The sequence below is a fragment of the Aeromonas sp. OTU364 genome (assembly GCF_038440395.1).
Taxonomy (GTDB): domain Bacteria; phylum Pseudomonadota; class Gammaproteobacteria; order Enterobacterales; family Aeromonadaceae; genus Aeromonas.
Map to the genome: position 1 here is coordinate 1 of NZ_JASATR010000016.1, position 25,207 is coordinate 25,207.

Annotated in this window: 24 protein-coding genes; 17 read left to right on the top strand and 7 right to left on the bottom strand. The window is 61.8% G+C overall.

Going from position 1 to position 25,207, the window contains the following annotated elements; all coding sequences use genetic code 11:
- Positions 1 to 97: 97 nt before the first annotated feature.
- Positions 98 to 601, top strand: a complete 504-nt coding sequence (locus AAHB08_RS15330) for a M48 family metallopeptidase (RefSeq protein ID WP_342059396.1) — start codon at positions 98 to 100, stop codon at positions 599 to 601.
- 84 nt (positions 602 to 685) lie between these two features.
- On the top strand, positions 686 to 1,447 hold the full coding sequence (locus tag AAHB08_RS15335; RefSeq protein ID WP_342059462.1) for a DUF2927 domain-containing protein: 762 nt from the start codon (positions 686 to 688) through the stop codon (positions 1,445 to 1,447).
- Between the two features lie 127 nt (positions 1,448 to 1,574).
- Here the strand turns inward: AAHB08_RS15335 and AAHB08_RS15340 are convergent, their stop codons facing one another.
- Positions 1,575 to 1,829, bottom strand: coding sequence for a DinI family protein (locus AAHB08_RS15340; RefSeq protein WP_171273977.1), 255 nt, complete (start codon positions 1,827 to 1,829; stop codon positions 1,575 to 1,577).
- A gap of 256 nt (positions 1,830 to 2,085) precedes the next feature.
- On the opposite strand from AAHB08_RS15340, the gene AAHB08_RS15345 reads away from it, so the two are divergent.
- The 7 genes from AAHB08_RS15345 to AAHB08_RS15375 all read left to right on the top strand — a co-directional run bounded on the left by AAHB08_RS15345 (position 2,086) and on the right by AAHB08_RS15375 (position 10,399).
- Positions 2,086 to 2,355: a type B 50S ribosomal protein L31 gene (locus AAHB08_RS15345; RefSeq protein WP_342059397.1), complete on the top strand. Its 270-nt coding sequence runs from the start codon at positions 2,086 to 2,088 to the stop codon at positions 2,353 to 2,355.
- Positions 2,352 to 2,477, top strand: coding sequence for a type B 50S ribosomal protein L36 (gene ykgO / locus AAHB08_RS15350; protein WP_025326720.1), 126 nt, complete (start codon positions 2,352 to 2,354; stop codon positions 2,475 to 2,477). Before AAHB08_RS15345 ends, ykgO begins: the two co-directional genes overlap by 4 nt.
- Positions 2,478 to 2,920: 443 nt before the next feature.
- Positions 2,921 to 3,628 (top strand): oligogalacturonate-specific porin KdgM family protein, encoded by a 708-nt coding sequence (locus AAHB08_RS15355; protein ID WP_342059398.1) that lies wholly within the window; start codon positions 2,921 to 2,923, stop codon positions 3,626 to 3,628.
- A 545-nt stretch (positions 3,629 to 4,173) separates the two neighbouring features.
- The gene (locus AAHB08_RS15360; RefSeq protein ID WP_342059399.1) at positions 4,174 to 6,636 is read left to right on the top strand and encodes a hypothetical protein; all 2,463 of its coding nucleotides are present in this window, start codon (positions 4,174 to 4,176) and stop codon (positions 6,634 to 6,636) included.
- Positions 6,633 to 7,706 carry a beta-galactosidase BglB gene (bglB, locus tag AAHB08_RS15365; RefSeq protein ID WP_342059400.1) on the top strand — a complete coding sequence of 358 codons (1,074 nt, stop codon included), beginning with the start codon at positions 6,633 to 6,635 and terminating at the stop codon, positions 7,704 to 7,706. The genes AAHB08_RS15360 and bglB overlap by 4 nt, the downstream gene beginning before the upstream one ends.
- A gap of 35 nt (positions 7,707 to 7,741) precedes the next feature.
- A complete protein-coding gene (locus AAHB08_RS15370) occupies positions 7,742 to 9,385 on the top strand; it encodes an alpha-glucoside-specific PTS transporter subunit IIBC (protein ID WP_139435385.1) in 1,644 nt (547 codons plus the stop codon).
- Positions 9,386 to 9,565: 180 nt separating this feature from the next.
- Positions 9,566 to 10,399, top strand: a complete 834-nt coding sequence (locus AAHB08_RS15375; RefSeq protein WP_342059401.1) for a sugar phosphate isomerase/epimerase family protein — start codon at positions 9,566 to 9,568, stop codon at positions 10,397 to 10,399.
- 160 nt (positions 10,400 to 10,559) lie between these two features.
- On the opposite strand, the gene AAHB08_RS15380 is transcribed toward AAHB08_RS15375, so the two are convergent.
- The gene (locus AAHB08_RS15380; protein WP_139435381.1) at positions 10,560 to 10,892 is read right to left on the bottom strand and encodes a SemiSWEET family sugar transporter; all 333 of its coding nucleotides are present in this window, start codon (positions 10,890 to 10,892) and stop codon (positions 10,560 to 10,562) included.
- A 279-nt stretch (positions 10,893 to 11,171) separates the two neighbouring features.
- Between AAHB08_RS15380 and kduI the strand changes: the two genes are divergently transcribed.
- The 3 genes from kduI (at position 11,172) to AAHB08_RS15395 (ending at position 13,444) form a co-directional block, all read left to right on the top strand.
- A complete protein-coding gene (gene kduI / locus AAHB08_RS15385; RefSeq protein ID WP_342059402.1) occupies positions 11,172 to 12,008 on the top strand; it encodes a 5-dehydro-4-deoxy-D-glucuronate isomerase in 837 nt (278 codons plus the stop codon).
- Positions 12,009 to 12,090: 82 nt separating this feature from the next.
- Entirely contained in the window at positions 12,091 to 12,852 is a 762-nt protein-coding gene (gene kduD / locus AAHB08_RS15390; RefSeq protein WP_319916901.1) for a 2-dehydro-3-deoxy-D-gluconate 5-dehydrogenase KduD, read from the top strand.
- Positions 12,853 to 12,919: 67 nt separating this feature from the next.
- Positions 12,920 to 13,444, top strand: a complete 525-nt coding sequence (locus AAHB08_RS15395) for a YgjV family protein (RefSeq protein WP_342059403.1) — start codon at positions 12,920 to 12,922, stop codon at positions 13,442 to 13,444.
- Positions 13,445 to 13,570: 126 nt separating this feature from the next.
- Here AAHB08_RS15395 and kdgR read toward each other — a convergent pair whose 3' ends face one another.
- The gene (kdgR, locus tag AAHB08_RS15400) at positions 13,571 to 14,365 is read right to left on the bottom strand and encodes a DNA-binding transcriptional regulator KdgR (RefSeq protein ID WP_139435373.1); all 795 of its coding nucleotides are present in this window, start codon (positions 14,363 to 14,365) and stop codon (positions 13,571 to 13,573) included.
- A gap of 312 nt (positions 14,366 to 14,677) precedes the next feature.
- On the opposite strand from kdgR, the gene AAHB08_RS15405 reads away from it, so the two are divergent.
- Together AAHB08_RS15405 and AAHB08_RS15410 are read left to right on the top strand one after the other, a co-directional pair.
- A complete protein-coding gene (locus AAHB08_RS15405) occupies positions 14,678 to 15,640 on the top strand; it encodes a sugar kinase (protein WP_342059404.1) in 963 nt (320 codons plus the stop codon).
- Positions 15,624 to 16,244: a bifunctional 4-hydroxy-2-oxoglutarate aldolase/2-dehydro-3-deoxy-phosphogluconate aldolase gene (locus AAHB08_RS15410; RefSeq protein ID WP_139435369.1), complete on the top strand. Its 621-nt coding sequence runs from the start codon at positions 15,624 to 15,626 to the stop codon at positions 16,242 to 16,244. The genes AAHB08_RS15405 and AAHB08_RS15410 overlap by 17 nt, the downstream gene beginning before the upstream one ends.
- Positions 16,245 to 16,304: 60 nt before the next feature.
- Here the strand turns inward: AAHB08_RS15410 and araC are convergent, their stop codons facing one another.
- The 4 genes from araC to AAHB08_RS15430 form a co-directional block, all read right to left on the bottom strand.
- Entirely contained in the window at positions 16,305 to 17,216 is a 912-nt protein-coding gene (gene araC, locus AAHB08_RS15415; RefSeq protein WP_446699538.1) for an arabinose operon transcriptional regulator AraC, read from the bottom strand.
- Between the two features lie 132 nt (positions 17,217 to 17,348).
- Positions 17,349 to 18,350, bottom strand: a complete 1,002-nt coding sequence (araH, locus tag AAHB08_RS15420; protein WP_342059405.1) for an L-arabinose ABC transporter permease AraH — start codon at positions 18,348 to 18,350, stop codon at positions 17,349 to 17,351.
- 50 nt (positions 18,351 to 18,400) lie between these two features.
- A complete protein-coding gene (gene araG, locus AAHB08_RS15425) occupies positions 18,401 to 19,897 on the bottom strand; it encodes an L-arabinose ABC transporter ATP-binding protein AraG (protein ID WP_342059406.1) in 1,497 nt (498 codons plus the stop codon).
- A 66-nt stretch (positions 19,898 to 19,963) separates the two neighbouring features.
- The gene (locus tag AAHB08_RS15430) at positions 19,964 to 20,947 is read right to left on the bottom strand and encodes an arabinose ABC transporter substrate-binding protein (RefSeq protein ID WP_342059407.1); all 984 of its coding nucleotides are present in this window, start codon (positions 20,945 to 20,947) and stop codon (positions 19,964 to 19,966) included.
- Between the two features lie 360 nt (positions 20,948 to 21,307).
- On the opposite strand from AAHB08_RS15430, the gene AAHB08_RS15435 reads away from it, so the two are divergent.
- Genes AAHB08_RS15435 through araA form a run of 3 tightly spaced genes read left to right on the top strand, consistent with a single transcriptional unit; the run spans position 21,308 to position 25,194 of the window.
- Positions 21,308 to 22,984 carry a ribulokinase gene (locus AAHB08_RS15435; protein WP_342059408.1) on the top strand — a complete coding sequence of 559 codons (1,677 nt, stop codon included), beginning with the start codon at positions 21,308 to 21,310 and terminating at the stop codon, positions 22,982 to 22,984.
- Positions 22,981 to 23,679: an L-ribulose-5-phosphate 4-epimerase gene (locus AAHB08_RS15440; protein WP_342059409.1), complete on the top strand. Its 699-nt coding sequence runs from the start codon at positions 22,981 to 22,983 to the stop codon at positions 23,677 to 23,679. Before AAHB08_RS15435 ends, AAHB08_RS15440 begins: the two co-directional genes overlap by 4 nt.
- 15 nt (positions 23,680 to 23,694) lie before the next feature.
- Positions 23,695 to 25,194: an L-arabinose isomerase gene (araA, locus tag AAHB08_RS15445; RefSeq protein WP_342059410.1), complete on the top strand. Its 1,500-nt coding sequence runs from the start codon at positions 23,695 to 23,697 to the stop codon at positions 25,192 to 25,194.
- The last annotated feature ends 13 nt before the right edge of the window (positions 25,195 to 25,207 follow it).

Consider the following 25,207-nt stretch of genomic DNA (forward strand, 5'->3'; position numbering starts at 1 on the left):
CCCCCTCGGGCCCCTTTCATTGGCGTGCAGACCTGTGTTCAAGGGGGCCCATCATGATTACAATGGCGCTCTTTTTTAGTGTGAAGGGGGAGACATCATGGCGGAACTGACCTATCTGGGGGGCTATCCTGATCCCCTCAAGTACCAGGTACAGCAGTTGATCGCGGCGGGAAAACTCGGCGAGATGCTGGCCAAACGCTACCCCGAGACCCACCTCGTCCAGAGTGACAAGGCGCTGCTGGCCTATACCATGGAGCTGAAAAACCGCTACCTGAAAAGCTCGGCGCCGCTCTCCAAGGTGATCTTCGACGGCAAGATCAACGTGATCAAGGATGCCCTCGGCCTGCACACCTATATCAGCCGGGTACAGGGCAACAAGCTCAAGGCCAAGAACGAGATCCGCATCGCCGCCCTGTTCAAGGAGGCCCATCCCGCCTTCCTGAAGATGATAGTGGTGCACGAGCTGGCCCACTTGCGGGAGAAGGATCACAACAAGGCCTTCTATCAGCTCTGTCAGCACATGGAACCGGACTATCATCAACTGGAGTTCGATCTCAGGCTCTGGCTCACCTGGCGTGACATCGAACGCACCTCGGGCTGAGGCCATCGGTTGCAAGGAGGCAAGATGATCCCAGGGCACACTCGTTCAGGGCGCAGCCCTCGGCATGCCGCGCGAGGCCGGGTGATGGTCCTGTGGCTCGCCATGCTGCTGCCCTGCTCACTGCAGGCCACCGAACGCTGGCAGAGCAACGACTATCTGATCCAGAGCTTCATGGAAGTCGCCATGAAGCGGGAATATGGCCATGATGCCCAGGTACGCTTCTCCCGCTGGCAAGGCCCCATCCGCCTCAAGCTCATCAACGAGTTTGGCGACAAGCCGCTGCAGGCCGAGGTGGTCAAGGTGCAGAGCCAGCATCTGGCCAGGATCACCGGTCACCCCATACTGCTCGTCAGTGACAACCCCAATCTCACCCTCATCATGACCAGGCACCAGCAGATGGCCAGCTGGGCCCGCCGCACCATGCGCCAGGATGACTCTGTCGGCATTGCCCTCAAGGAGGGGATCTGCCTGGCCAATTTCGCGACCAACGGCCGCTATGAGATCACCCGTGCCACCATCATCATCCCGGTGGACTACAGCCGGGCCAAGGGCCGTTTTCTGGATTGCGTAGTGGAGGAGCTCACCCAGGTGATGGGGCTGCCCAACGACTCGGACAAGGTGTTTCCCTCCATCTTCAACGACAACAGCATCGACAGCTTCCCCACAGGTCTCGACTATGTGCTGCTCAAGCTCGCCTACCATCCCGCCCTCCAGGCAGGGATGACGGCCGACGAGGTGCGCACGGCCCTGCCCATTGCCCTCAAGGCGCTTCGCGCCAATGGCGACATCTCAGAGTCCAACCAGCGGGTACAGGGCGGCAGCCTCAAACGCTGGGCCGGGCTCTGAGACCTCTTAGCGGGCCCAGCACTCGGTCGCCTGCCCACAAACACGAAACGCAGCCTTGAGCTGCGTTTCGTTCAAATCGGGGAACCCCAGCCCGATCAGGACAGGCAAATCGACAACCTGCCCCTGATCAGGCCTCGGCGCCTTCTGCCTCCGGCATCCAGCTCTCGGCGTTCTCCCACACTTCCTGCACCATGGCTTCGGCCAGTTCCCTGTCCTCCTTGCTGGCTCGACTGACCGTCAAGGCCATGGCACTGCCCGGGGCGACCCGCACATGCAGATCAGGGAATCGCTCGCCCAGTTGCTTGAGCAACTCCTGGCGCAGCGCCTCCATGGTCGCAGTGGGGATCTGATGTTTTCTGTCGATGATGATTTCCAGGCGCATAGGATACGTCTCCATGATGGTTAACTGTATTTTTATACAGTAAAAACCAAAAGTAAAGACTCAACTTCTCGTTCCCCTTCCATCGCTCAACAATCCATCGCGCCCCTCTGTCATGACCTTATCCGCATTCGCCCTGCTTCCCCTTTCTCAGCGCGTTTCATCCTGCCTGACCACCTCGGGAGAAAAAAATGGTTGATATTGGTTCTCATCCGTCGCATCATTATTTCATGTTATAACATAACAAAAAGAGACAATCATGCGCCCCGACATTCACCCTCAATACCGCAAAGTCCTGTTTCACGATCTGGCCAGCAACACCTGCTTCCTGATCGGATCCACCTTGCAGACCGATCGCACCAAGCCGTGGGAAGATGGCAACACCTATCCCTATGTGACGCTTGATGTCTCCAGTGCCTCCCACCCCTTCTATACCGGCAAGCAGAAGCAGGTCGGCAAGGAAGGACAAGTCGCCCGCTTCGGCCAGCGATTCGGCCAATTCTTCGACAAAGGAAAAGAGAAGTCATGAAGGTACTCGCCTCCCTGAAATCAGCCAAGTCACGTCACCCGGACTGCCAGGTCGTACGTCGGCGCGGCAAGCTGTTCGTGATCTGCAAGAGCAATCCCAGATTCAAGGCTCGCCAGGGCTAAACCCCCAGACACAATGTCCATCCTCGCTGGCCCTCTTTCCGAGGGCCAGATCGTTTCTGGCTCATCGCAAACACCGCCTGCTCGTCTTCGAGCCCTGAACGCTCCCCAGCAAGTTCCAGTCAACCCCCTCCAGCCCCAACAAAAGAAACGACGTTTCATTTTATATAGATATAGATCCCATTTTCGGATCTCATCATGGCGCCACCGTTGTAAATGAAACACCAAATGAACTATATTTGAACCGTCGTTTTGAAAATGCAAAGTACCCGATGAGATAAAACCTGGCCAGCACGTCCTCACAGATGCGCGTGCTGACCTCCACGCGGCCGTGCTCCGCCACCAAATTCGACACCAACGAGTCCAATCCAGATTGAAAGCCACATGCGCTATCTGGCAATGGGACCACTGTCAGTAGCTTTTTTTCATAGGATTGATCGAACGTTATGACGCTGAAATTCACGTGTGCAGCCATCGCCGTCTGCTCGGCGCTCACCAGCATGAATGCAAATGCATGGAGCCTCAATTATCGACACGAGTTCCTGGAAAAACAGGATCAACAAAGCGATCGTCTGGTGGTTTCCCACCGCTTCGATAATGGTTGGGGGTTTGGTGTCGAATCCAAATTTACCAACGGAGGTGAGGGTGAAGGTGCTTTCGATGAACTTCACACCACGGGCACTGAATATGACCTGAGCTATCTTGCCAAGCCCAATGACAAATGGTGGTGGGAAGCCGGCTTTAATACCGAGATCACCAATGACGTGCAAGATCTGCGTGTTCATTTCAAACCGACTTACTGGTTCAATCCCAATTTTTATACTGCCGCACGTTTCCGGGTGGGTCAGCGTAACTACGATGATTCGCTCAACAAGGAAAATGGCCATTATTTCCAGTTGAATTATTACTTTGGTTATAACGCAGAGAATTGGTCTGTTGCCTATGACTTCGAATATAAGAAGCTCGATTATCCTGACTTCAATGGCGAAGAGTATTCATATCTTAACAACGTCACCATCCGCGTCCCCATCAACAAGAACTGGCGACCCTTCACCGAGATCGGCTACGTATCATACAACGATCCGGCCGATGACAACCCCTACCCCAATGACTGGCAGTGGCGCTGGCGCGTCGGGATTGAGTACATCTTCTAGACCTGAATCGGCTATCCCAGGGCAGAGGCCCCAGGCTCACCTCTGCGATATCGAGAGCCATTGGGGTCAGTGAATAACGACAGCACCCTTGAAAGTCAATGCCAACCAGGTCCTATGGCACGATAAATAAAGAGCCGTGAGAGATGAAGTAAAAAGGGAATCCAATGACCCCTATCATTCATTTCGAGTGACCATTCATCGCTGAATATGGGCCTTGTGTCACGCAATACAGACTTATCTGAAATTGACATTTCGCTATCACTGAATGAGCAAACATTATGGTTAGGCTCCAGTTCAGGAAACATTAACCAGTTGACTTTCGACATATTGTCGCTCAGGTCACAGTTTGCATCATTGCGTTGAATGAGAGATGAAATCAGATGTCCAACGGCCCAATGACTTTCATCAATTGCCGTTAAAGAACGCTGCCATCTGTTTTTATATTCATTAAGGTGACGAGCCCCTTTAATAAAATAAAAAGGGGTCCATCTGATTACTCAATATTAATAATCCCTATGGGTCTCAATAGCTTCAAGGAGAGTAGTATGAAGCTTGGAAATTGGGTGCTTGAGCCAAATGCGGCACTCACCCGTTTTTGCGTATCCGCGCCCCGCGAGGAGCGATTCGCCGAGTTTTTTGCCGGTGAAGCCATGGACATGACCATGGATTACCGCTTCCAGAATGGTGCCGGGCCGCAAGAAGATGCCTTCTGCCGACGAGTCTTCCGCCAGCAGATGGCCGAGCGCACCGTCGAACCGGATGACGCCCTGCCGCGCACACAGGTGAGTTTCACCGGCGAGAGCGATACCGTCTCTTTTTCCTCCTTCCAGCGTGTGCCATTCCATGTGCAGCGCTGGCTGGAGGTGGAGCTGCATGCCGACGAGGCGGGCAACTATCCCTTCCAGCTATCGACTTGTGGGGGAGCTCGCCTGTGGTGCGACGGGGTGGCCATCGCCCGGTTCACCCCCTTCACCCGCAACAAGCTGCAGAGCTGCGAGCTGATGCTGCCCTTGCAGGCGGGCAAGAACACCCTGCTGATTCATCTGGAAGAGCTGTTCGAGCGGGATACTCTGTTTGCGCTGCGGCTCATCTACCGTGGTCACGCGCCTCTTGGGGTCTCGCTGCCCCATGTCGATGCCGCCGTGCTCGATGAGCTGTGCCAGTTTGCTGGCGCCATGCGCCCTGAACTCAGCGCCTGGCACAACCAGGCCCGCATCCGGCTCGGCGTGGCCGCACCGACTCACCCCGTGCGCCTGCAAGGCGAGATCCACGGCATGGGCAATGACAACTTCAAGGCGCGCCAGCTGGATTTCGGCACCCTCGCGCCGGGCAGCCAGCTGCTGACCCTGACGCTCCCTGCCGACATAGGGCCGGCGCACTACCAGATCGTGCTGAACATGCACTGCGCCGGCGTCACCATCAGCCGCAGCATTGGTGTCAACGTCATGCAGCCCCTCGGCCAGGCCGAGCAATCAGCCAGCCTGAGCGATCGCAAGCAGCAGGCGCTGCGCCACACCGCCCGTCATGGCATGGATCGCACCGCTCGCCTGCTGGCCATGCTGCACTGCGGCGAGCTCACGGCCGAGGCCGATCAACTGCTGCTCGACACCCTGGCGCGGATCAGCGCCCGCGAGGATTGCTCCGATTTTTCCCTGGTCCCGCTGCTCTGGATCTGGCAGCGCCATCAGGGCGAGCACTTCTCCCCCACCCTGTGGCGCCGGGTGCGCAGCGCCATCCTCGGTTACCGTTACTGGCTGGATGAGCCGGGCAACGACGTGATGTGGTTCTGGAGCGAGAACCATACCCTCTGCTTCCACACCGCCCAATACCTGGCCGGCCAGCTGTTCCCCCACGAGCGCTTCCTGGCCTCGGGACGCAGCGGCCAGCAGCAACGCGCCATCGCGGCAGAGCGTCTGGCGCAGTGGTTCGATGCCATCGATCGCGACGGCTTCGTCGAGTGGAACTCGGCGCCCTACTACCCGGTCGACTACATCGGCCTGTTCGCGCTCTATCAGCTGGCGGGAGATGCCTGGGTGCGCGAGCGCGCCAAGGCGCTCATCGATCGGCTGATGCTGCTCAGCGCCCTGCATTATCAGGCCGGGATCGCCGCCGGCACCATGGGGCGGGTCTACGAGAAAGAGCTGCTGGCCGGCGTGCTCACCGAGCTGTCGGCCTACGGCAACGTCGCCTGGGGCGGCGGCTGGTATAACCGCAAGTGCGCCTCCCTGCCGCTGTTCTGTGCCAGCGACTATCAGCCTCCCCTCGAGGCCAACCGCTACGCGACCCTGCAACAGGGCACGCTGGCGGCCAGCTATCAGGCGGGAGGCGGCAAGATAGTCGTCTGGAAGGAGCCAGGGGTCAGCCTCTCCAGCTGCGTCGACCACCACAGCGGTCAGCGCGGCCATCAGCAGCATCTGGTGGATGTGCAGTTCGCCTCCGGTCACGACGCCAAGTTCTGGGTCAACCACCCCGGCGAAGCCGAGCCCGGCGGCGAGCAGCGCCCCTCCTACTGGTCCGGCAACGGCGTGCTGCCGCGGGTGATGCAGGTGGAGAACCGCACCCTGCAGCTCTATCGGCTGGCCGAGGATGACCCCTTCCCCTGGACCCACCTCTACCTGCCGGCAGAGGCCTTCGATCGGGTGATCGCCACGGCCCACGGCTGCCTGATCCGGGCCGGCAATGCCTTTGCCGCCATCGGCTGCTCGGCCCCCCTGTGCGCGGTAACGACCGGGCTGACCGCCGGCAACGAATATCGCGCCAAGGCGCACCGGGTGGCCTGGTATATCGAGGTCGGCCATGGCGACGACGCCGCCTTCGCGGCCTTCTGCCAACGCATGGCCAAGCTCGAAGTCCGCCTCGAGGGCGAGACAGCCATCGCCTGTACTCCGGAGTCTGAGCTCATGCGCCTGGACTGGCAGGGCAACTGCCTGATCGAGGGGGTCTCCCACTCCTTCCCCGCCGAGGCGGGATGCGATCCCGTCATCACCTATCGTGGAGAGGCACAATGAAACAGCAAGCACTCATCCCCACCCTGGAGCGGGTGGTCCGCGGCTTCTGCCAGCTCAAAGGCATGGGCGAGCTGACCGCCAGCCAGGGCCTGGCCATCCAGTTCGAACAGTGGGAGTGGGAGGTCGGGGTCGGGCTCTACGGGTTCTGGCGCTATGCCCGGCACCAGGAGGATGCCGAACTGCAAGCCTCGTTGCTGGCCTGGTATGAAGGACAGATAGCCAAAGGGCTGCCCGCCATGCAGATCAACACCACGGCTCCCATGATCACCCTGGCGCTGCTGGCAGGCCACAGCGGCCGCGCCGATCTGCGCGAGACGGTCAACGCCTGGGCCGACGATCTGATGGCCAACCTGCCCAGGACCGAGGAGGGCGGCTTCCAGCACGTGGTGAAGGAGCAGCCCAATACCGGCCAGCTCTGGGACGACACCCTCTTCATGACCTGCCTGTTCCTCGGCACCGCCGGGATCGTGCTGGCGCGCCAGGATCTGATCGACGAGGCCGTCTACCAGTTCCTGCTGCACACCCGCTACCTGAGCGAGCCCAGGAGCGGCCTCTGGTATCACGGCTGGACCTTCCTCGACCGGCACCATTACGCCGAGGCCTTCTGGGCCAGGGGCAACGCCTGGATCACGGTAGCCATCCCCGAGTTCATCGATCTGATGGGGGATCACCTGGATGCCGGGGTGCGGCGCTACTTCACCCAGGTGGTGGCGCGCCAGGTGCGCTCCCTGTGCGAGCTGCAGGCCGACAACGGCATGTGGCACACGGTGCTGGACGATCCCTTCTCCCCCCAGGAGTCCTCGGCCACGGCGGGGATCGCCTATGGCATGTTGCGTTGTGTCCGTCTGGGCCTGCTGGATGAGGCCACGATTGAACCTGCCCTGCGGGCGGCCCGTGCCGTCTGGCAACGCATCGACGGGGACGGCATCGTCCTCGAGGCCTCCAAAGGCACCATGGTCGGTCATGACCATCAGTACTACTGCGACATTGCCATGGCGCCCGTGCCCTATGCCCAGGCGCTGACGATGTTGCTGCTGCTCGAGCTGGAGCAGGGCCAGTGGCTGGCCTGAACACTTTATTGCTGTAACCATTCGGAGAAAACTTAATGTCCAAACGGAACTTTATGGGGGCCTTCCAGACCTTTGGCGGTGCCATGGCTGTCCCCATTGCCTTTCTACCCTTTACCGGTCTGCTGCTCGCCATCACCGGGCTGCTCACCATGCCCGATATCATGGGGGACCTGGCGCACCCAGACTCCAACTTCTTCAAGGTGATGACCATCATCAAGTCGGGGGGCTGGACCATCTTCCGCAACTTCCCCCTGCTGTTCTGCATGGCGTTGCCGGTGGGTCTCGCCAGGACGGGGCAGGCCCGGGCGGCGCTGGTCGCCTTCTTTGCCTACATGGCCTACAACTACTTCACCAACAGCATGCTCACCTTCTGGGGGCCTGAGTTCGGGGTCAACTTCAACCAGGAAGTGGGCGGCTCCAGCGGCCTGGCGCTGGTGGGGGGCATCAAGACGCTGGATACCAGCATCGTCTTCTCCCTCATCATCGGCGGCGTGGTGACCTGGATCCACAACCGCTTCTTCGAGAAGAAGTTGCCGGATTACCTCACCATCTTCCAGGGCATGAGCCTGGTGTTCATCATCTCCTTCTTCGTCATGTTGCCCATGGCCTGGTTGACCTGCGAGTTCTGGCCCAAGGTCCAGGTGGGGATCAACGCCATGCAGGGCTTCTATGTAGAAGCCGATGCCTTCGGCATGTGGCTGCTCGCCTTCGTGGAGCGGATCCTGGTGCCCACCGGCCTGCACCGCTTCGTCTACTTCCCCTTCTTCTTCGGCCCGGCCGTGGTCGACGGCGGCCTCTATACCCACTGGATCGAGAACGTCTCCACCTATGCGGCGTCCACCGTGCCCCTGGTTGATCAGTTCCCGGCCGCCGGCTACTCCCTGTACGGCAACATCAGCGTGTTCTGCTCCCTGGGGGCCGGCCTCGCCATCTATGCCACCGCCAAGCAGAAGATGAAGCGCAAGATAGCCGCCCTGGTGATCCCGGCCATCATCACTGCCATGGCGGTCGGCATCACCGAACCCATCGAGTTTACCTACCTGTTCGTGGCGCCGGTGCTCTACCTGGTCAATGCCATCATAGGCGCGACCCTGTGCGTGGCGCTCTATCTGTCCGGTGTGGTCGGTTTCATGGGGGGCGGTCTGAACGACATCATTCTGTTCAACTGGGTCTTCTACGCCAAGAACCATGCCCACCTCATCTGGATCCACCTCGCCTTGGGCCTCGGCTTCGCCGCCATCAACTTCTTCGTGTTCCGCTACATGATCCTGAAGTTCAACTTCCTCACCCCGGGTCGTGGCGATGAAGAGGAGGAAGACGACGTGCGTCTCTACTCCAAACAGGACTACCGCGACAAGCAGTCTGGCAAGGCCGTGGCCGGTCAGGAGCCGGATCGCCTCAGAGCCGCCGCCATACTGCGTTGTGTCGGGGGTTGTGACAACGTCGAGACCATAGGTAACTGCCAGACCCGACTGCGTCTGGTGGTGAAGGATCAGACCCAGGTACAGGATGACAAGGCCCTCAAACAGGCCGGAGCCCTGGGGGTCATGCGTTCGGGCAAGAACCTGCAGGTGGTGGTCGGTCTGTCGGCTCCCATGGTGCGCGAGTACTTCGAGCAGGAGTACAACAAGGGCCCGCAACCCGCCCCCGATGCCGTCGTCCCGGCCCCTGCCGCCTGATGAAGCACTGACAGTGCCGATGGCAAGCGCCCGCATCTGGCCTCCCGCAGGGGGCCAGTCGCGCCGCCGCTTGCCTCTTGAACTTGCGGGCCCCCCTGGGCTCGCAAGCCGTTTCTGACACCGGCCCTCGCCAGGCGCCAAACCGCTGTCAGAGACAGCCATGACCCACTGGAGCATGTCATGAACAGATTGAAGATTGGGGCCCGCGCCCATGATCTCGCGGATCAGTCGCCGGCGGCGCTGATCGCCCAGGCACATGAGCTCGGCCTCGACGGGCTGCAGCTCGCCGTGCACAAGAGCTGGCCCGAGGCCTATCAGGCCCGTGATATCCACGCCCTGACCACCCACATCCAGCAGTTGCAAGAGGCCGGCCTCCCCCTCTTCCTGCTGGCGAGCTACTTCAACCCCGCCCACTCCGACGCCGACGTCCTGGCACGGGATCTGGCGCGGGTGCGCCTCAACATCGAGCTCGCCCGGCGCTGCCAGATCGGCGCCGTGGGCAGCGAGACCGGCTCCCTGAACGATGATGAGTGGACCATGCACCCGGACAACCACGGGGCCGCCGCCTTCCACAGGGTGGAGCAGAGTCTGGTGCAGTTAAGGCCCGATCTGGCGCAGGCCGGTTGCGACTTTCTGGTGGAAGCGGTGTGCGATCACATCATTCACGATGCCCGTAGCCTGACGCGGCTGAATGCCCGCCTGGGGGAGCACTTCCTGGTGACCCTGGATCTGGCCAATCTGCTGGATGCCGACAATGTCGCAAACTGGCGCGAGATCCTGGCGGATTTTCTCGACCAGCATGGCGAGCATATCCGCTTGTTTCATTTCAAGAACTTCATCCTGGCGGGGCGCAACAAGGTATCGGTGGGGCTGGAGCAGGGGCTGATCGACTATGCCGAGGTGCTGCTCATGCTGGCGCAGCGCCAGCTGACCCATGTTCCCATCATCGTCGAGGAGCTGACGGGAGACCCATTGCGGGAGAGCGTGGCCTACCTGCGCCGCCTGAGTCGGTAAATCAGATGGGTGGAGGGGATGGGCCCAAGACGACAAACGGCGCCCGGGGCGCCGCCTGGTTCATCAACCAAAGGGAGGGTACTGAGTGCTGACAAGGAGGGCACAGCTTGGCGCCAGATGGCCATCCCCATGGGTGGATGGCCTCCCTGGCCCCTCGGGATCAGGCCCGTTCATTGCTCCACTTCAGCACCATGACGGCGCTGGCCAGCAGCAGTGTGATGCCATTGGCCATGATGAGGGGGGTATCGCCGGACTTCAGGCCATAGGTCAGCCAGAGCAGCAGACCGCTGATGAAGACCAGGTACATCTTGGTGGAGATCGCCTTGGTTTCCCGCGTCTTGAGGATGTCGAACACCTGCAGGGAAAAGGATCCCGTGGTCAGGAAGGCCGCACAGAGCCCGAGGGAGGCGGTATCGAAGGCAAACAGAACCGTGCTCAGGGCAGCCACCCCGGCCAGCATGATGATTCGATTGGATGAAGCACACTTGTTCATTGATAGACCTGTTATTGAATGAGATTGGCAACGAATGTCCTGTCGCCGCCACCCGGAGGGTGGCAGCCACTCTTGGCCGCACGCGTCTTCTGGTGCGGCAAAGGGATTTGTGGCCCGGTTTCACGGGCCCGGCACGGCCATGAGCCACACTGGGCAGGAAGTTTAATCTCAACAAATAAAAATACAAAACAGTGTTTTGATTTTTATTTTTCACTTGTTATCATTATTGACACTACAGACAACGCGACTGCCAACCTGCGGCGCTCATCGAGGTTAACCATGCAAATTCGTCAAAGCATTCACAGCGATCATGCCAGGCAGCTGGACACTCAGGGCCTGCGCCGTGAGTTTCTGGTGGAAGAGATCTTCAGCGCCGATCGGCTGACCATGACCTACAGCCACATCGACCGCATCGTGTTCGGCGGCATCATGCCAATTCAGGCCCCCCTCGCCTTCTCGGACGAGCTGGGCAAGACCTTCGGCGTCAGCTATTTCCTCGAGCGCCGCGAGCTGGGGCTTATCAATATCGGTGGCCCGGGCCTGGTGGTGGTGGATGGCACTACCTATGAAGTAGGCAAGGCCGAGGCGCTCTATGTGGGCCAGGGAGCCCGCGAGCTGAGCTTCGCCAGCGTCGACGCCGCGCAGCCTGCCAAGTTTTACTACAACAGCGCCCCGGCCCATGTGAGCTTCCCGACCCGCAAGGTCACCCGGGCAGAAGCCTCACCGGCCACCCTGGGAGACGCGGCCACCAGCAACCGCCGCACCATCTACAAGTACCTGGTGCCGGACGTGCTGCCGACCTGCCAGCTGGTGATGGGCTTGACCCAGCTGGAAGAGGGCAGCCTGTGGAACACCATGCCCTGCCACACCCACGAGCGCCGCATGGAGGTCTACTTCTACTTCAACATGCAAGAGGATGCCGCCGTGTTCCACATGATGGGCAAGCCGGACGAGACCCGTCATCTGCTGGTCCACAACGAGCAGGCGGTGATCTCCCCAAGCTGGTCCATCCACTCCGGTGTCGGCACCCAGGCCTACACCTTTATCTGGGGCATGGTCGGCGAAAACCAGGTGTTCGGCGACATGGATCATGTGGCCGTCAGGGATCTGCGCTGATCCCCGTTCTTTGCCGGGCAGTGTGCACTGCCCGTTTTCCCCCATCATGCCTGTCACCCAGGGTGGCAGCAGAGGAAACAAGATGATTCTCAATGCATTCGATTTGAAGGGTAAGGTTGCCATCGTGACCGGTTGTGACACCGGCCTCGGCCAGGGCATGGCGCTCGGTCTGGCCGAAGCTGGCTGTGACATCGTCGGCATCAACATCGTCGAGCCCACGGACACCATCGCCAAGGTGGAGGCGCTCGGGCGCCAGTTCCTGAGCCTCAAGGCCGATGTCAGCAAGGTGGATACCCTGCCCGCCCTGGTGGATCAGGCTGTCTCCCGCTTCGGCCGCGTCGACATCCTGGTCAACAACGCCGGCATCATCCGCCGCGACGACGCCATCAACTTCAGCGAGAAGGACTGGGACGACGTGATGAACATCAACATCAAGAGCGTCTTCTTCATGTCCCAGGCGGTGGCCAGGCAGTTCATGGCCCAGGGCCGGGGCGGCAAGATAGTCAACATCGCCTCCATGCTCTCCTATCAGGGCGGCATTCGCGTCCCCTCCTACACCGCCTCCAAGAGCGGCGTCATGGGGATCACCCGCCTGCTGGCCAACGAGTGGGCCAGCCAGGGCGTCAACGTCAACGCCATCGCCCCCGGCTACATGGCCACCAACAACACCACGGCCCTGCGCGCCGATGAGGATCGCAACGCCGCCATCCTGGAGCGGATCCCGGCCGGACGCTGGGGGGTGCCGGATGACATGATGGGCCCCGTGGTCTTCCTGGCCTCCCCCGCCTCCGACTACATCAACGGCTACACCATTGCCGTCGACGGTGGCTGGCTGGCCCGCTAACCCTTAGCCCATACAAAAGGCGCCATCAGGCGCCTTTTTTCGTTCATCTCGTCTCGGAATCCATTCAATGTCGCTCGACCCCCTGGCCCAGCTGCTTGGCCTGCTCGCCTGTGCCATAGGCATCACCGCCTTCCGGCAATCCCAGGACAGTAAACTGCGGCTGCACCTGACCCTCAACGGCGTACTCCTCACAGCCCATTTCATGTTGCTCGGCGCCACGGCCGCCGCCATCAACTGCCTGCTCTGTGCGGTACGGACCTGGGTCTCCGGCTATTATCGCGGCCTGGGTGTGATGCTGTTTTTTCTGGGACTGACCTGGCTATTGGTGATGCCCAAGGTCATACACCCCATCCAGCTGTTGACGCTGCTCGGCACCACCTTGAGCACCTACGCCCTGTTTCGGCTAGAAGGCATGGCGCTGCGGCTGTGCATGCTGAGCAGCACAGTCTGCTGGCTTGTCCACAACATCTGGGCGGGATCATGGGGAGGCATCTTGCTGGAGGGCAGCTTTTTCATCGTCAACGGCAACCTCATCCTCGGCCTCTACAGGGCGCGGCGACAGGGGGGATGCGTGAGCACGCCACAGGGATAAGCCCTGGTGGTGCCAGAGCGAGCACGACAAGGGACAAAAAAGCCGGGGGCGGAACTGCGGGCAGACAGTCCCGCCCCCGGCTTGGTTCGAGAAAGCACGCGGCAGGCCGCCGCGGCTCATCCCCTGTTACCTGGTCCGGAATGGATAATCGTGAAAACCGAGTTCGGCCGAGATGCGGGCGGCAGCCTCGTGCAGCAAGCCCACCAGCTCCTCCTTGTTCTCTTCACTGAAACGCACCAGGGGCAGTGACAGGGAGAGCCCGGCGATGATGCGCCCCATGCGGCTGTAGATGGGCACGGCGAAACAGCGCAGGCCCGGCTCCATCTCTTCGTTGTCTTCCGCGTAACCCTGCTCGCGCACCAGGACCAATTGGGCCAGCAAGGCGTCGATGTCGGTCAGGGTGTGCTCGGTAAAGCGCTCAAAGCTCACATTGGCCAGCATGCCGCGCACCTCGTCCTCGGGCAACCAGGCCATCATCACCTTGCCAAGGGCGGTGCTGTAGAGCGGGCGACGGCGACCGATGCGGGAGTACATCCGCAGGTTGTACTCGGAGTCTACCTTGTGCAGATAGACGATGCTGTCCTCGTCGAGAGCCCCCAGGTGCAGGGTCTCCTTGGTCAGCTTGCCCAGACGATGCATCTGGGTATCCGCGATGGGGATCAGCTCCTGGTGCTCCAGGGCCTTGCCGCCGAGTTCGAACAGCTTCAGGCTCAGGGTGTACTTGTCGGACTCCCCCTCCTGATTGACATAACCCAGGGTCTTCATGGTCTGCAAGAAGCGATAGACGGTACTCTTCGACATCATGATCCGCTGGGACAACTCGGTGACGCCAATCTCTTTCTGCTCCCCCAGCGCCTGCAGGATGCCAAAGACCTTCAGGACGGATGAAACGGAATCTGGCGAGGTATCTACCACTGACATAGGGTTCTCCTTATAAGCTCCATCGTTTCAGTGTATTTGAAACGCAAGCCCAATCATAGCCATGGGTGTGTTTCAAAGGGCAATGCCCAGATCCTGCGTCATTGCCGGTGAGGTCACAGACCCGGCTGACCGACGCCACAACCCTTGCAACCGGCGGCACGGCTGCCATGCCATACCCTCCCCCCGACGTCAGGATCGCACCCTCAGCCCCATAGAGGGGCCACACGATATTTTTATGAAATGATGTTTTATTTTATTTAATGCAGATGACACATTAAATATAATGACGGCGTCATCAACACGGGAGGGCATATGCCGACCAAGATTGCCGTCATTGGCGAGTGCATGATCGAACTATCCGAGAGCAAGGCGGGCATAGTGCGTCATTTTGGAGGGGACACCCTCAACACCGCCGTCTACCTGGCCCGTACCAACCCCGAGCTGGCCGTCTTCTATGTCACAGCCCTTGGCACCGACACCATGAGCGACGCCATGCTGACCCAGTGGCAGCAGGAAGGGGTGCACACTGAGCTGGTACAGAGGCTGGAGCACAAACTGCCCGGTCTCTATCTCATCGAGACCGATGCCCGGGGCGAGCGCACCTTCCATTACTGGCGCAATGATGCCGCCGCCCGCTACTGGCTGCAGGGCGAACACGCCGGGTCTATCTGCCAGCAGTTGCAGCACGTTGACTGGCTCTATTTGAGCGGCATCAGCCTCGCCATCCTCCCCCCCGCCGATCGGGCCAGCCTGCTGCAGCATCTGGCCTTGTGCCGGGCAGCCGGTGTGAAGATCGCCTTTGACAACAACTACCGCCCCCGGCTGTGGGAAAGCAAGGAGGCGGCGCAACAGGCCTACCGCGCCATGCTGGCGCTGACCGACATCGCCTTCCTGACCCTGGACGACGAGTTTTCCCTGTGGGGCGACAGCCAGGAGGCCCAGACCCTGGCACGCACCAGGGGGCTCGGGGTCGGCGAGATCGTCATCAAGCGTGGCGCCGAACCCTGCCTCATAGTGCAAGGCGAGCGGCAGGACGAAGTGCCTGCCATGTCACTGGCCAGGGAACGAGTGATCGACACCACGGCAGCGGGCGACTCCTTCAGCGCCGGCTACCTCGCCACGCGGCTCGCCGGGCGCGCGGCCAGCGAGGCGGCCCACCATGCCCACCTGCTGGCCGGCACCGTCATCCAGCATCGCGGGGCCATCATTCCCGGCTCGGCGATGCCAACAACCCCCCTTCCCACTGCTGAGGCAACCCATGTCAACCTTGCTTGAAACACTCTCAACCCTGAAGATCATCCCCGTCATCGCCATCCAGAACGCCGACGACGCCGTGGCCCTGGGCCAAGCCCTGATGGACAACGGCATGCCGAGCGCCGAGATCACCTTCCGCACCCCGGCGGCGGCCGAGGCCATCCGCCAGCTGCGTGCCGCTTTCCCCGAGATGATCATCGGGGCCGGCACCGTCCTCACCACGGCCCAGGTGGATCAGGCCATAGACGCCGGGGTGGACTTCATCGTCAGCCCCGGCCTCAACCCGCGCATCGTCCAGTATTGCCAGGCGCGCGGCGTGCTGATGATCCCGGGGGTCAACAACCCCAGCCTGGTCGAGCAGGCGATGGAGCTGGGCCTTCGTGCCCTCAAGTTCTTCCCGGCTGAGCCCTCAGGCGGTCTCCCCATGCTCAAGGCCATGAGCGCCGTCTACCCGGTTCGCTTCATGCCGACCGGGGGCGTCAGCCCCGCCAACGTGAAGGATTATCTGGCGCAAGGATCTGTGTTTGCCTGCGGCGGTACCTGGATGGTCCCGGCGGATCTCATCGAGAAACAGGAGTGGGACAAGATAGGCGCCCTGGTCCGTGAGGCCATGGCGGCGCTCTGAGCCCAGGCCCCCAAATAAACAAGCCCTCATCATGAGGGCTTTGTCATCTCTGGGTTCTTCTCACAACGGGGTGGCGCACTTGCGGTATTCGGTGGGGCTGACCCCGACCCGTTTCCTGAATACCCGCGAGAAGTACAGCTGATCGTCATAGCCCACCTGCTGGCCGATAGTGGCCACCGACATGGGGGTGGTCTGCAGCAGCAGCTTGGCCCGCATGATCCGCTGATCCTCGCGCCAGCGCACTATGCTCACCCCCACCTGCTCGCGAAACAGGTGGGCCAGCCGTGAAGGGGACAAAAACACCTGCTCCGCCAGCGCCTCCACCGAGATCTCGGCGCAGAGAGATTCGCTCAGGATCTGGCACGCCTGGTGAACCCTGTGATCTAGGGTGGGATAGGCACTGAGGGAGGAGGCTTCATAGCAGCGAATAAGCAGCCGCTCCAAGAGGTTCATGGCGAGCTGTTCCGACATGGGCCTCAGTTGCTGGTGGGTCTCTTCGATGTCGAGGAAGAGGGCATCGAATTCGGTGAGCAAGCCGGCGTCAGCCAGTTGCAATCGCCCCACCCGCTCCGTCACCTGGGGCCATTTGAGCCAGTCGGCCCAGTAGGCCCGCGGCCGGAAATAGACCCAGCGGTGATACCACTCCCGGGCATCTGGCGCCCGGCCGTAATAGTGCACGGCTGCGGGCGGAAACAGCAGCAGGTCCCCTGGCTCCACGGTGAAGGCCTGATCCCCCTGAAAGATCTGCCCCTTGCCCCTGATGGTCAGATTGACAATGAAGCCCTTCATACCCTGGGGCCTGTCGATGATGAAGTCGAGGGCGCTCCCCTGCTCTATGGGAGTCATGCCCGAGACCAGGAAGACGTCGAAGGCGTAGCCCGGCAACAGGGGGTTGAGTTGTTTCGGCTTCTCTTTTTGCATCGAGGACATGGCGGAAAACAGCGCTTGGGTAAAAAAATCGGCTTGGGCCATTGTAGAGATCCGGCGTTGGAACAACCTATTTTCGCAAGCGGCCTGATGTGAATTTATTGAACTGGCTCACAGCTTGCCTGAAGGAGGCACCAGGCCAGCATGGGCCGACCTGGTGCCGGAGGGGACAACCGCTCAGACGCGCGCCTTGCGTACCTGCTTGTAGCGGTCGAACAGCACGGCGGCGAGCAGGATGAGGCCGCGCACCACGTACTGGGCAAACGGGGAGATGTTGAGCAGGTTCATGGCGTTCTCCATCAGCCCCAGGATCAGCACCCCGGCGATGATGTAGGAGATCTTGCCGATCCCCCCCTTCATGGAGACCCCTCCCAGCACGCAGGCGGAGATCACCACCAGCTCGAAGCCGATGGAGGTCATCGGCTGGCCCGAGGTCATGCGCGAGGCGAGTATGATGCCGGCGATGGAGGCAATCAGCCCGGTCATGGTGAAGATGATGATCTTGGTGCGCACCACGTTGACCCCGGCCAGACGCGCCGCCTCCTCGTTGCCCCCCATGGCCAGGGTGTTGCGGCCGAAGGTGGTCTTGTTGAGCAGCAGGCCGAACAGCACGAAGCAGACGGCGGTCAGCCAGACCGGGGTCGGGATGCCGAGCAGGGCGGAGTTGCCGAGCTCGAAGAAGCCCTCTTCCACTATGCCGACCGCCTTGCCGTCGGAGATGATGTAGCCCACCCCGCGCGCCATCTGCATGGTGGCCAGGGTGGTGATGAGGGCGTTGATCTTGAATTTGGCCACGACTATGCCGTTGATGAGGCCAAACAGCACCCCCACCGACATGCCGGCCAGGATGCCCACCGTGATGCTCTCGGTGGCATTGATGCCGACCGCGCAGGCGACGCCGGAGCAGGCCACCACCGAGCCCACCGACATGTCGAATTCGCCGGAGGCGAGGCAGAACAGCATGCCGCAGGCCACCATGCCCGACATGGAGACGGCGAGCCCGAGCCCGCGCATATTGATCAGGCTGGCAAAGTTGGGCACCAGCACGCAGGCCAGCAGGAACAGGATGGCGAAGATCACCAGCATGCCGTATTGATCCCAGACGCGGGCCAGTTGCAGGCGGGAGCCGCTGGCCGCCGAGACGGTCGCGGCCTGACCGGCTGAGGTAGTTGTTGTCATGGTATTTCTCCTGAAGTTTCCGGGTGCTATCGCGTTGCAGTCACGGGGGATTAACGGGCCGGCATGGCCAGATTGAGCGCCTTGACCTCGTCGGCCTCATGGTGGGATAGCTCCCCTGCTATCACCCCCTCCCGCATGACCATGATCCGATCCGCGATGCCCAGCACCTCCGGCAGCTCGCTCGAGACCACCACCACGGCGATGCCCACCTTGGCCAGATCGTAAATCACGTTGTAAATCTCGTTCTTTGCCCCGACGTCGATGCCGCGGGTCGGCTCGTCGAGCAAGATCACCTTCATGTCCTCGGAGAGCCAGCGCCCCAGAATGGCCTTCTGCTGGTTGCCGCCGGAGAGGTTCATGATGGCCTGATGGGGGGACGGGGTCTTGACCCGCATGTCGCGGATCCGCAGCCTCGCGTTCTCGTCCTCCCACTGCTGGTTGATCCAGAAGCCCCCCCACGCCTGGTGGCGGCGGGCGCTGATGTTGATGTTCTCCTGCACCGAGTGGATGGGAATGATGCCGAGGGCCTTGCGGTCTTCGGTGCAGAGCATGATGCCGCCGCGAATGGCGTCGATGGGATTGCGAATGACCACCGGCTTGCCGAACACCGCTATCTCGCCGCCTCGGGGCGTCTCGGCGCCGAAGATGAGCTTCATCAGTTCGCTGCGACCGGCCCCCACCAGCCCGAAGATGCCGAGGATCTCCCCCCGTCTGACCTCGAACGAAATGGGCCCCCTGAGGCCAGGCCCCATCAGGCTCTCCACCTTGAGGCCCACCTCCCCGAGCGCTCTGGGGCTGTAGCCGTAGATGTCGGTCAGCTCCCGTCCCACCATGGTCTTGACCAGCAGATCCCGGTCCACCTCGGCCATGGAGGCGAAGGTGCGCACGAACTGGCCATCCTTGAATACCGTGATGGCATCGCACAGGGCGAAGATCTCGTCCATGCGGTGGGAGACATAGAGAATGACCTTGCCCTCGTCCCGCAACTGGCGGATGACCCGAAACAGCTGCTCAATTTCGCGCGACGACAGGCTGCTGGTCGGCTCGTCGAAGGCGATGACGCTGGCGTCCCGGGTCAGCGCCTTGGCGATCTCCACCATCTGCCATTGCCCGAGGGACAGGTACTTGAGCGGCGTCTCCGGCGACACATCCATGCCGAGGCGCGCCAGCTGTCTGGCCGCATCCTGATAGAGTTTCTCCCTATCGATGACGCCGCGCCGGGTGGGCAGCTGCCCGAGGTAGATGTTCTCCGCCACGCTCATCTCGGGCACCAGGTGCAGCTCCTGATAGATGATGGCGATCCCGCTCTCCAGGGCGTCGACCGTGTCTTGAAACACCTTCTCCTGGCCCGCCAGCTTCACCACCCCTGTGGTGGGGGCCTGAAAGCCGCTCAGGATCTTGAGCAGGGTGGACTTGCCCGCGCCGTTCTCCCCCATCAGGGCGTGCACCGAGCCCTGCTGGCAGCAGAAGGAGACGTTCTGCAGCGCCTTGACGCCGGGGAACTCCTTGCTGATGCCGCAAAACTCCAGATAAGGAACTTGATTCATGAGATGACTCCAGCCAGCCGGCACGGCGCAGGGCGCCATGCCGGCATGGGTATCAGGGATTGGCGATCACAGACCTTTCTTCTGCAGCTCGACCTTGAAGTTGTCGCGGGTGATGAGCACAACATCGGTCACCTCGGTGAACTTGGCAGGCTCTGCGCCATTGACCACCCAGTCATGGAGCATCTGGATGCTCTTGTAGCCGTGCACGTCCGGGCTTGGCAGCAATGAGCCGAGGAAGCCGGTGGCGCTGGACTTGGAGAGCTCGTTCACCGCATCCACTCCGTTGATGCCGATGCCGATGACGTTGTCTGCCTTGAAGCCCTGCCCTTCGGTGGCGCGCACGCCGCCGAGCACAGTGTTGTCATTCATGCCGACGATGAGCCAGTTCTTCACCTCGGGGTGCTGCACCAGCATGGAGTTGGCGGCATCCAGCGCCCCCGGAATGTCGTTGGCCTTGGTGGGAGAGCGGTAGATCTGGCCTTCGGGGAAACCGGCGGCCTTGAGCGCACTCAAGGAGCCGTCGACCCGGCGGCGGGCAGTGTCGAGCTCGTCGGCGGTGATGGCGAGCACGCCGGTGGCCTTCAGGTCCCACTGACGTTTTTCCATCTCCTTGTAGAGCTCCTGGCCCTGGCGCTCACCTATCTTGGTGGCGGCCATCATCACCAGGGGCACCTGCTCCATGGGCTGGCCCTTGGCGTTGACGAACTGGTCGTCCACCGTGATGACCTTGAGATCCATGCTGTTGGCCTTGGCCATGATGGCAGCCCCGAGCTTGGGGTCAGGGGTGCAGATGACGAAGCCCTTGGCGCCGTTGGCCGCCAGGCTGTCGATGGCATTGAGGGTCTTCTCTCCATCGGGGACGGCGATCTTGATCACCTCGAAACCGAGATCCTTGCCCGCCTTGTCGGCGAAGTTCCACTCGGTCTGGAACCAGGGCTCCTCCGGCTGCTTGACCAGGTAGCCCAGCTTCAGTGCCTCGGCCGAGAAAGCAGAATTTGCCATACCCATGGCAAACCCCATCGCGATCATGCCTTTAACGATTTTGTTCATGCGAATGTCTCCAACGGTTCTATCAATCCATGTATCCACGCAGTGCTGCTCCTTGAGTCAATCAAGTCACAGCCATCTAAATCATGCTTAAACAGGACGTTATTGTTGTTGCTAGATGAGCGAACCAAGTTGTAATCGTTTTCACATGGAAAAATGGAGAGCAGGATCACGCCATGAGATTGCAGCCATTTTGTCTATATCTTTAGCAAAATCGTTACATATTGAATTTTCGAGAGCCGTCACCCTCTCGCACTGACAGCGTTAAAATCCATATTTCCAGCAGCCAATGGCTAACCGCCCCTCCTGCCCATCTCCTATGGTTCCTCACCAGTCACCCCTCATTGATGGTCAGGAGCAGATATGTCTGAGCACATCGTCATCGGACTCGATTTCGGCAGCGACTCGGTCAGGGCACTCGCCGTGCGCTGCCTGGACGGCGCCGAGCTGGCGACCCAGGTCGTCTATTACCCCCGCTGGCAGGCAGGCCACTACTGCCAGCCGGTCAACAACCAGTTCCGCCACCACCCCCTCGACTATCTGGAGTCCATGGAGCAGGCGGTGGTGGCAGTGGTGAGCCAGCTCACCCCGGCCCAGCGCACCGCCGTGCGCGGCATCGGGGTGGACAGCACCGGCTCCACCCCCGCCCCCATCGACAGGGAGGGGCGCGTGCTGGCCCTGCGTCCGGAATTTGCCGACAACCCCAACGCCATGTTCGTGCTGTGGAAGGATCACACCGCCATCGAGGAGGCCGAGGCCATCACGGCGCTGTGCCACGGCGGCCGGTTCCCCGACTACAGCCGCTACATCGGCGGCATCTACTCCTCCGAGTGGTTCTGGGCCAAGATACTGCACGTCTCCCGCGCCGATACAGCGGTGCGCGCCGCCGCCTGCAACTGGGTCGAGCTGTGCGACTGGGTGCCCGCCATCCTGAGCGGCACCCAGGCCCCGGCCGATATCCGGCGCGGGCGCTGCGCCGCCGGCCACAAGTCCCTCTGGCACCCGAGCTGGGGCGGCCTGCCCCCCGCCGACTTCCTCAATGCCCTGGATCCGCTGTTGACCCAGGATCTCGACTCCCCCCTCTTTACCCACAGCTGGACCGCCGATCTGCCGGTCGGCACCCTGACCCCGGAGTGGGCGGAGCGGCTGCACCTCTCCTGCGAGGTGGTGATCGCGGGCGGTGCCTTCGACTGCCACATGGGGGCGGTGGGGGCCGGGGCCGGCAACAATGCCCTGGTCAAGGTGATAGGCACCTCCACCTGCGACATCCTGATCGCCGATGACGCCACCATAGGTGATCGGGCCATTGCCGGGATCTGCGGCCAGGTGGACGGCAGCGTGGTGCCGGGCAGGGTGGGGCTGGAAGCGGGACAATCGGCGTTCGGCGACATCTACGCCTGGTATCAGCGCCAGCTCGGCTGGCCCCTGGAGAGCCTCGCCGCCCAGTATCCGGAGCTGCGCACCGCCATCGAGGCCCACAAGCGGGAGCTGCTGCCAAGCCTCGCCGCCGCCTGGGAGCAGCAGCGGGACCTCGCCCACCTGCCGGTGGTGCTCGACTGGTTCAACGGCCGCCGCACCCCCTACGCCAACCAGCGCCTGCAGGGCACCCTCACCGGGATCAACCTCGGCACCGATGCCCCCGATCTGTTCGGTGCCCTGGTGGCCTCTACCGCCTTCGGGGCCCGCAGCATCATGGAGTGCATGACCAGTCAGCAGGTGCCGGTGGAGCAGGTGATCGCCCTCGGCGGCATAGCCCGCAAATCAACGACTGTGATGCAGACCTGCAGCGACGTGATGAATCGCCCCATCCAGGTGGTGGCCTCAGATCAGTGCTGCGCCCTGGGGGCGGCCATCTTTGCCGCCGTGGCGGCCGGGATCCATCCTGATGTGGCCAAGGCCCAGCACCACATGGCGAGCGCCGTGGAGCGCACCCACCAGCCCAACCCCGAGCGGGTCGCCGAATACGAGCGTCTCTACCAGCGCTACCTCGCCTGGGGCGCCGCCGCCGAGCCCCTCTACAACCGGGGGATAACTGCATGAACCTCAAAACGCTCAAGGAGCAGGTGCTCGTCGCCAACCTGGATCTGCCGCGCCACGAGCTGGTGACCTTCACCTGGGGCAACGTGAGCGGCATCGACCGAGAGCGCAATCTGGTGGTGATAAAGCCCAGCGGCGTCAGTTACGAGCGGATGCTGCTCGAAGACATGGTGGTGCTGGATCTCGCGGGCAAGCAGGTGGAAGGGGCGCTGCGCCCCTCCTCCGACACTGCCACCCACCTGGTGCTCTATCGCGCCTATCCGGAGCTTGGCGGCGTGGTGCACACCCACTCCACCCATGCCACCGCCTGGGCCCAGGCGGGGCGCCCCATCCCCATTTTCGGCACCACCCAGGCCGACTACTTCCACGGCGAGATCCCCTGCTCCCGCCTGCTCACCCCGGGTGAGGTCGAGGAGGACTACGAGGGGCTGACCGGTCATCTCATCGTCGAGACCCTCAGGCAGACCCCCATCCTCACCATGCCGGGGGTGCTGGTGGCCAACCACGGCCCCTTCAGCTGGGGCAAGAGCGCCGAGGACGCGGTACACAACGCCGTGGTGCTGGAGGAGGTGGCGCGCATGGCCTGGCTCACCGGTCAAATCAACCCGGGGGCCCGCCCCCTGCCCGATTACCTGCTGGAGAAACACTACCAGCGCAAGCACGGCAAACACGCCTATTACGGCCAGACAAAAGCTTAAAAAGAGGACACCAAGATGGAATTGATGAAACAGCTGGAGGTGTGGTTCCTGGTCGGCAGCCAGCACCTGTATGGCGCCACCACATTGAAGCAGGTGGCCGATCACGCCCACACCATCACCAGCCAGCTCAACGAAGGGGCGAACCTGCCCCTCAAGATAGTGCTCAAGCCCACCGGCACCACCCTCGACGAGATAAGCGCGGTAGCTCGCGATGCCAACCACGACCAGCGCTGCGTGGGGCTCATGGTGTGGATGCACACCTTCTCCCCCGCCAAGATGTGGATCCCGGCCCTGAGCCAGTTGCAGAAACCCCTGCTGCAGTTCCACACCCAGTTCAACCGGGATCTCCCCTGGAGCGAGATCGACATGGACTTCATGAACCTGAACCAGACCGCCCATGGCGGACGCGAGTTCGGCTTCATGGGGGCACGGCTGCGGCTGCCGCGCACCGTGGTGGTGGGACACTGGCAGGATGAAGAGGCCCATCGCAAGCTGGGCAACTGGATGCGGGTCGCCGCCGCCATCCACGACAGCCGCCACCTCAAGATCGCCCGCTTCGGCGACAACATGCGCAACGTGGCGGTCACCGAGGGCGACAAGATTGAGGCCCAGATCCAGTTCGGCTATCAGGTGAACTACCACCCGGTCGGCGATCTGGTCAAGGTCATCGACGCAGTGCCTGACAGCGACATCGAGGCGCTGCTGGCCGAATATGAGGCGACCTACACCCTGACCGAGGCGGTGCAGGTGGGTGGGGAGCTTCGCGCTTCTCTCTATGAGGCGGCGCGCCAGGAGCTGGGGATGAAGAAGTTCCTCACCGACGGCAGTTTTGGCGCCTTCACCACCACCTTTGAAGACCTTCACGGCCTGCACCAGCTGCCGGGGCTGGCCTGTCAGCGCCTGATGCAGCAAGGCTTCGGCTTTGGCGCGGAGGGAGACTGGAAGACGGCCGCCCTGCTGCGCACCCTGAAAGTGATGGGCTCAGGCCTTGCGGGGGGCACCTCCTTCATGGAGGACTACACCTACCACCTGGAGGCGGGCAACAACCTGGTGCTGGGAGCCCACATGCTGGAGGTCTGCCCCTCCATCGCCGCAGCCAAACCCGTGCTGGACGCCCAGCATCTGGGGATAGGCAAGAAGGCCGATCCGGCCCGCCTGCTGTTCGCGGCCCCCGCCGGCAAGGCGGTCAATGCCAGCCTCATCGATCTGGGCAATCGCTTTCGCCTGGTGGTCAATCAGCTGGAGGTGGTGGACCTGCCAGAGGCCATGCCGAAACTCCCGGTGGCCAGCGCCCTGTGGAAACCCCTGCCGGACCTGCAGACCAGCGCCGAAGCCTGGATCCTGGCGGGGGCCGCCCACCACTCGGTGTTCACCCAATCGGTGGACATAGAGCAGCTGCGCACCTTCGCCGACATCCTGGGTATCGAGTTCGTGGTGATCGACGAGCACACCCGCATTTCCGCCCTCAAGGAGCAGCTGCGCTGGAACGAGGTCTACTACAAGATCTGCCACTGAGCCCTTCCTGGGC

What these genes read in the sequence shown, in the direction of transcription:
- AAHB08_RS15330 (WP_342059396.1), top strand. Translation starts at nt 98, where the DNA reads ATGGCGGAACTGACCTATCTGGGGGGCTATCCTGATCCCCTCAAGTAC.
- AAHB08_RS15335 (WP_342059462.1), top strand. Translation starts at nt 686, where the DNA reads ATGGTCCTGTGGCTCGCCATGCTGCTGCCCTGCTCACTGCAGGCCACC.
- AAHB08_RS15340 (WP_171273977.1), bottom strand. Translation starts at nt 1,829, where the DNA reads ATGCGCCTGGAAATCATCATCGACAGAAAACATCAGATCCCCACTGCG.
- AAHB08_RS15345 (WP_342059397.1), top strand. Translation starts at nt 2,086, where the DNA reads ATGCGCCCCGACATTCACCCTCAATACCGCAAAGTCCTGTTTCACGAT.
- ykgO (WP_025326720.1), top strand. Translation starts at nt 2,352, where the DNA reads ATGAAGGTACTCGCCTCCCTGAAATCAGCCAAGTCACGTCACCCGGAC.
- AAHB08_RS15355 (WP_342059398.1), top strand. Translation starts at nt 2,921, where the DNA reads ATGACGCTGAAATTCACGTGTGCAGCCATCGCCGTCTGCTCGGCGCTC.
- AAHB08_RS15360 (WP_342059399.1), top strand. Translation starts at nt 4,174, where the DNA reads ATGAAGCTTGGAAATTGGGTGCTTGAGCCAAATGCGGCACTCACCCGT.
- bglB (WP_342059400.1), top strand. Translation starts at nt 6,633, where the DNA reads ATGAAACAGCAAGCACTCATCCCCACCCTGGAGCGGGTGGTCCGCGGC.
- AAHB08_RS15370 (WP_139435385.1), top strand. Translation starts at nt 7,742, where the DNA reads ATGTCCAAACGGAACTTTATGGGGGCCTTCCAGACCTTTGGCGGTGCC.
- AAHB08_RS15375 (WP_342059401.1), top strand. Translation starts at nt 9,566, where the DNA reads ATGAACAGATTGAAGATTGGGGCCCGCGCCCATGATCTCGCGGATCAG.
- AAHB08_RS15380 (WP_139435381.1), bottom strand. Translation starts at nt 10,892, where the DNA reads ATGAACAAGTGTGCTTCATCCAATCGAATCATCATGCTGGCCGGGGTG.
- kduI (WP_342059402.1), top strand. Translation starts at nt 11,172, where the DNA reads ATGCAAATTCGTCAAAGCATTCACAGCGATCATGCCAGGCAGCTGGAC.
- kduD (WP_319916901.1), top strand. Translation starts at nt 12,091, where the DNA reads ATGATTCTCAATGCATTCGATTTGAAGGGTAAGGTTGCCATCGTGACC.
- AAHB08_RS15395 (WP_342059403.1), top strand. Translation starts at nt 12,920, where the DNA reads ATGTCGCTCGACCCCCTGGCCCAGCTGCTTGGCCTGCTCGCCTGTGCC.
- kdgR (WP_139435373.1), bottom strand. Translation starts at nt 14,365, where the DNA reads ATGTCAGTGGTAGATACCTCGCCAGATTCCGTTTCATCCGTCCTGAAG.
- AAHB08_RS15405 (WP_342059404.1), top strand. Translation starts at nt 14,678, where the DNA reads ATGCCGACCAAGATTGCCGTCATTGGCGAGTGCATGATCGAACTATCC.
- AAHB08_RS15410 (WP_139435369.1), top strand. Translation starts at nt 15,624, where the DNA reads ATGTCAACCTTGCTTGAAACACTCTCAACCCTGAAGATCATCCCCGTC.
- araC (WP_446699538.1), bottom strand. Translation starts at nt 17,216, where the DNA reads ATGGCCCAAGCCGATTTTTTTACCCAAGCGCTGTTTTCCGCCATGTCC.
- araH (WP_342059405.1), bottom strand. Translation starts at nt 18,350, where the DNA reads ATGACAACAACTACCTCAGCCGGTCAGGCCGCGACCGTCTCGGCGGCC.
- araG (WP_342059406.1), bottom strand. Translation starts at nt 19,897, where the DNA reads ATGAATCAAGTTCCTTATCTGGAGTTTTGCGGCATCAGCAAGGAGTTC.
- AAHB08_RS15430 (WP_342059407.1), bottom strand. Translation starts at nt 20,947, where the DNA reads ATGAACAAAATCGTTAAAGGCATGATCGCGATGGGGTTTGCCATGGGT.
- AAHB08_RS15435 (WP_342059408.1), top strand. Translation starts at nt 21,308, where the DNA reads ATGTCTGAGCACATCGTCATCGGACTCGATTTCGGCAGCGACTCGGTC.
- AAHB08_RS15440 (WP_342059409.1), top strand. Translation starts at nt 22,981, where the DNA reads ATGAACCTCAAAACGCTCAAGGAGCAGGTGCTCGTCGCCAACCTGGAT.
- araA (WP_342059410.1), top strand. Translation starts at nt 23,695, where the DNA reads ATGGAATTGATGAAACAGCTGGAGGTGTGGTTCCTGGTCGGCAGCCAG.